The 542-nt window shown below is 46.9% G+C and carries 1 protein-coding gene and 1 pseudogene; both read right to left on the bottom strand.

Annotated elements, in window-relative coordinates:
* The coding region (locus R7Z47_RS26495; protein WP_411913070.1) for an AraC family ligand binding domain-containing protein at positions 1 to 125 on the bottom strand (125 nt) is incomplete at its 3' end.
* Positions 126 to 199: 74 nt separating this feature from the next.
* Positions 200 to 542: pseudogene (locus R7Z47_RS26490) on the bottom strand (EamA family transporter); the annotation flags it as partial.

Raw genomic sequence — 542 nt, 5'->3', positions numbered from 1 at the left:
CCATGCGTGATCAAGCCGAGGTGAAAATCCAAATGATAGTGCCTTTGAAAAGCAAACTTGTGGTATTTCGCCTCGATCAGACTCAGTTGGTCATGGTCGGTCGCGTAGTATTGAATCTGTTCCATTACATACAAAAAAAGCTTGGTCACATAATGACCAAGCTTATCCATCAATTGTTAGCTTGTCTTGTAAAAAACGATCACTGTGACTGAATGGCTCGGCGTGAACGGCGATTGTTGCGCAGCCCATCGAAGCTAAATACCACAAGAGCTCCCCAAATAAAGGCGAACGTAATCGCTTTATCCATCGTGAAGGTCTCGCCGTAAATTAACACTGCAAGCAAGAACATCAGGCTAGGGCCGATGTACTGGAAAAAGCCGAGCGTTGATAATTTGAGGCGAGTCGCGGCACCAGTGAAGCACAGCAATGGCAAGGTCGTCACCACACCTGCTGCAATCAACAACGTATTGAGCTGCCATGGGTTTTCAATCATGTTTGCCGTTGGTGAACTGGCAATAAACAGAAGATAAACGGCGGCAGCG

The organism is Vibrio sp. 1641, assembly GCF_033339995.1.
In the GTDB taxonomy this organism is placed as follows: Bacteria; Pseudomonadota; Gammaproteobacteria; order Enterobacterales; family Vibrionaceae; genus Vibrio; species Vibrio alginolyticus.
This window is presented reverse-complemented; position numbering and strand designations above follow the sequence as displayed.